Raw genomic sequence first — 4,378 nt, 5'->3', positions numbered from 1 at the left:
GGGCGGGGCCGGACCTACACCGGAGCCCGTCCGGCACGGGGGGTGGAGCGGCGGACACGGCGGCGTGGGCACAGCGGTACGAGGCCGCGGCGGTAGAAGGCGGGGGCGGTAAAAGGCGGGGGCCGGGCCGGTACCGGCACCCGTACGGCGCGGGGGCTGAAGCGGCGGACACGGCGGCGTGGGGGTGGCGCGGGAACAGCGGCACGGGGCCGGAGCGGCAGGCGTGACGACACGGGGTGACGACGTACCGGCATGCCGGATGCCGGGCCCCCTCGGGCGTGGACCCGCTTGGACGCAGGCCCATTCGGACATCGAGCCCACTCGGGCTCGGAGCCCACTCGGGCTCGGAGGCCACTCGGGCTCGGAGGCCACTCGGGTGTGGAGGCCACTCGGGTGTGGAGGCCGCCGCCTCACTTCCCGTACCGCGGACGCATCAGCGTCGACGGCGCCTCGTCGGCCCCCTGCGGCCGCGCGACGGGCCGGGCGCCCGCCCGGGACGCCTCGGGCAGGCCCGCGGGCGGCGGCTCCGCGGGCGCTTCGGCGGGCCCCGCCCCGCCCGGCGCCCGTTCCTCCGCCCGCGCCCGGACGGCCTCCCGCGCCCGGGCGGCGAGCAGGAACCCCCACTCCTCCCCCGCCGCCCCGGCCCGGTACGCCTCGGTGGCGAGGCCGACGGACCGCAGGGTCGCGTCCACCGTCCAGAAGTCGTGCGCGTTCCCGGACACGCGCCCCGCGTGCACCACCAAGCGCCCGTCGGCCGCCAGGCGCCGTGCGGCCAGCCCGTAGAACTCCTGCGAGTACAGCTTGGTGCCTTCGGGTCCGTCCGGCCCCGGCAGGTCGCAGACCTCCACGTCGTAGGGCTCCTCGCCGGCCGCCGTGCGCCGCAGCCAGGCGAAGGGGTCGGTGTGCGCGACGGTGACCCGGGGATCCGCGTAGGCGTCCCCGTTGAGGCGGCGCAGGCCGGGGTCGGTGCGGGCGAGCCGCACCACCGCCGCGTCCGGTTCGACGACCGTCACCTCCGCCACCCCGGGCCGGCGCAGCACCTCGTGCAGGGCGATGCCGTCGCCTCCGCCGAGCACCAGGACGCGCCGGCGCGGCCCGGCGGTCGCGGGCCGTACCAGGGCCTCGTGGTAGCGGGAGGGCTCGCCGGTGACGCGCGGCCGTCCGTTGAGGAAGAGCGTGAGCGGACGGCCGCCGCTGCCGCCTCCGGCCAGGACGAGCTCCTGGAGCTCGGTGCGGACGGCGACCCGTACGTCCCCGCCGTAGACCGCGTGCCGCGCGGCCCGCTCGAACGGTCCGGTGAGCGCCGAGCAGAGCGCCAGCAGGGCCAGGACCAGCGCGTTGGCGACCGTCACGGCCCGGCGGGCCCGGGCACTCAGGTCACCTCTGAACACCCAGAGCACCAGCGCCCCGCCCGCCACGGCGTTGATCGCGCCGGTCACCAGCGCGCCGGTCAGCTGGCCGAGCATCGGCAGCAGCAGGAACGGGAAGGCGAGCCCTCCCACCAGGGCGCCCACGTAGTCGGCGGCGAAGAGGTCGGCGACCGCGCCGCCCGCGTCCTGCCGCCGGACGCGCTGGATGAGGGTCATCAGCAGCGGCACCTCCGCCCCGATGAGCACCCCGATGACCAGGGAGAAGCCCACCAGGGCGGGCCACGCCCGGCCGTACCAGGCGAAGCAGGCGTACAGCGCCATCGCCGACATGCCGCCGACCAGCGCCAGCACTGCCTCCACGGCGGCGAACCCGAGCGCGGCGCGCCGCCGCAGCCGTTTGGCCAGCAGCGAGCCCACGCCCATGGCGAAGACCATCACCGACAGCACGACGGACGCCTGGGTGACGGAATCGCCGATGAGGTACGAGGCCAGGGCGACCAGTTCCAGCTCGTACACCAGGCCGCAGGCGGCGCAGACGAAGACCGTGATCAGCACGAGCAGACGGCCGAGCCCGGCCGGTACGGGCAAGCGTGCGGGTACCGGTCGGTAGATCATGCCGGAACGCTACGTCACGATCCGGCCACGTCACGTCACCCACACGAGTTCAATGCGGGTGACGCGGAAGTCAGTTGAGGGACGGGCCGTTCGCCAGGGGGCTCGCGCCAGGGCGGGCGGCGGCGCCCCGCGCGCCCGCCGGAGCGCAGTCGGCGCGCACGCCCACCCTGGTGCGGGTGACGACGAGCCGCCCCTCCTGGGGGTACGCGTGCCAGGTGCGCCAGCTGACCTGGCCGTCCCGGCGCTGGGCCAGCAGGGCGGTGAAGGCGTGCGGGTCGCCCGGAAACGTTCCGGCGAGCCCCTGGGGGTGCTCCGCGACCAGCGCCAGCAGCTCCTGCGCCCGCCCGGCGAACGAGCACCGGGACAAGGTCTCGACGCGCGCCGCGAATTCGTACTCCCAGCTGCCGACGCGCTTGGCGACCCCCAGGGGCAACGGGGTGCTGCTGCCGGGTATGCAGGCGACCGTCTCCGAGCAGCTGCCGCTGTCCTCCTCCAGCAGGACCTGGTGGGAGGCGCCGAGCAGCCGCAACTGCACCGACGCCGCGTCGAGTTGGAGATCCAGTACGGCCAGCGCCGGCAGCGGCTCCCGGCCCAGGCACCAGGCGAGGTCGGCCGCGCGGGTGTCGGTGTAGCTGGTCTTGAGGGTGGTGAGCATGGGTGGGCTCCGCGAGCGAACAGTGGGGGATGGCCGGCCCACCCGAGGAGGACCAGGTCTTCGAGGCGCCGGCTCATGCCCACTTTGGAGGCTCCCGGATCCGGCGGAGACGTTTCCGAGGAATCCCGGGAGTTTTCTCTGAACGTGGCTCTGATCGAGAGGAAATCATGAAGCCAAGGGCGCCCACAGCATTTTTACCCATCATCGTCGATTTTCCATCCACGCGTGGGCCGGACAGCTCACATGTTCAACGAAACAACGCCCGGCGGCAGTTGTCACCGCCGGGCGCATATGCGGTCAAGCATGGGCCACTTGCAAATCCCCAGATCAAACGCCCTTTGCCAGGGGTTTCCCGACGTGTTCGGCAAAGGGCCGGCAGCGGTTTCCGCACCGAGGGCCGGGGCGGAAAGGGGGCGCCCGGGCGCCCGTCGGGCGCGCGTCAGTGCTCGTCAGAGCGCTGAGACGGCCTGCCGAGCCGGGCGCTCCCGGGTCAGCGCGCGCCCGCCGCCGCCCGTTCCAGGCGTTCCACGGCGTCGCGAACCGCTTCCTCGCGCTTGCAGAACGAGAATCGCACCAGATGGGAAGGGGCGCCCGGGCGCACAAAGAAGGCGGATGTCGGAATGGCCACCACCCCGGCGCGCAAAGGGAGTTCACGGCAGAATCGCACGCCGTCTTCATGCCCCCATGCGCGGATGTCCGCCTGAACGAAATACCCGGCGTCCGCCCGGTAGGGGCGCAACCCGGCGCGCATCAGTCCCTCGCTCAGCAGATCGCGGTGGCGCCCCAGCGTCCGCCGCAGCTCCGCCGCCCACTCCTCCACGCCCCCTAGCGCCCGCGCCAGCGCGTCCTGGAAGGGCGCGCCCGAGGTGTAGGTGAGGAACTGCTTCACCCCCGCCACCGCCGCCACCAGCGGCGCGGGCCCGCAGACCCAGCCGACCTTCCAGCCGGTCACGCCGAACGTCTTGCCGGCCGACGAGACGATCAGGGTCCGCTCCCGCATATCCGGCAGCGTGGCGATCGGCCGGTGCACGGGCCCGCCGGCCCCGGGCCCCCCGGCGGGAACGTGCCCGGGTTCGCCGGCCGTCGTCCCGTCGAACACCAGGTGCTCGTACACCTCGTCCGTCACCACCGTGAGCCCGTGCTCCCGGCACACCCCGGCGATGACCGTCAGCTCCTCCGGCGTGAACACCTTGCCCGTCGGGTTGTGCGGCGTGTTCAGGACCAGGACCCGGGTCCGCGGCGTGACGGCGGCCCGCAGCGCGTCCGCGTCCAGGACGAAGGCGTCCCCTTCCGTGACCAGCGGCACGGGCACGAGCTTCGCACCCGCGAAGCGGGCCACGGCCGCGTAGGCGTCGTAGCAGGGGTCGAAGGCCAGCACCTCGTCCCCCGGATCGCACAGGCCCAGCAGCGCCCCGGCGAGCGCCTCGGTGGCGCCCGTCGTCACCAGCACCTCGCCCTGGGGGTCGTACTCCAGCCCGTACCGCCGCCGCTGGTGGGCGGCCACCGCCTCGCGCAGCGCGGGGGTGCCGTGGGCCGGCGGGTACTGGTTGGCGCCGGCCAGCACCGCCGCCGCGACGTCCTCCAGCAGCGCGCGCGGGCTGCCCAGCTCCGGCACGCCCTGTCCCAGGTTCACCGCTCCCGTGCTCCGCGCCAGCTCGGTCATCTCGGTGAACACCGACGTGCCCAGCCCCGCGAGCCGCGCCGCGGGCCCCCGGGCGTCCCCGTGATAACTGGCGGC

At 74.4% G+C, this 4,378-nt stretch carries 3 protein-coding genes; all 3 read right to left on the bottom strand.

The features are described from left to right. Positions 1–410: 410 nt before the first annotated feature. Entirely contained in the window at positions 411–1,985 is a 1,575-nt protein-coding gene (locus tag ACSNOK_RS31085) for a polyamine aminopropyltransferase (protein ID WP_436784140.1), read from the bottom strand. A gap of 70 nt (positions 1,986–2,055) precedes the next feature. Continuing rightward, positions 2,056–2,640, bottom strand: coding sequence for a DUF2617 family protein (locus ACSNOK_RS31080; protein WP_436784139.1), 585 nt, complete (start codon positions 2,638–2,640; stop codon positions 2,056–2,058). 490 nt (positions 2,641–3,130) lie between these two features. Continuing rightward, positions 3,131–4,378, bottom strand: a 1,248-nt coding sequence (locus ACSNOK_RS31075) for an aminotransferase class I/II-fold pyridoxal phosphate-dependent enzyme (RefSeq protein ID WP_436784138.1), incomplete at its 5' end; no start/stop codon positions are given.

It is taken from the genome of Streptomyces sp. URMC 126, assembly GCF_051386555.1.
Taxonomy (GTDB): domain Bacteria; phylum Actinomycetota; class Actinomycetes; order Streptomycetales; family Streptomycetaceae; genus Streptomyces.
The sequence above is the reverse complement of the archived record's forward strand: the minus strand, read 5'-3'. Positions and strand labels throughout refer to the sequence as shown.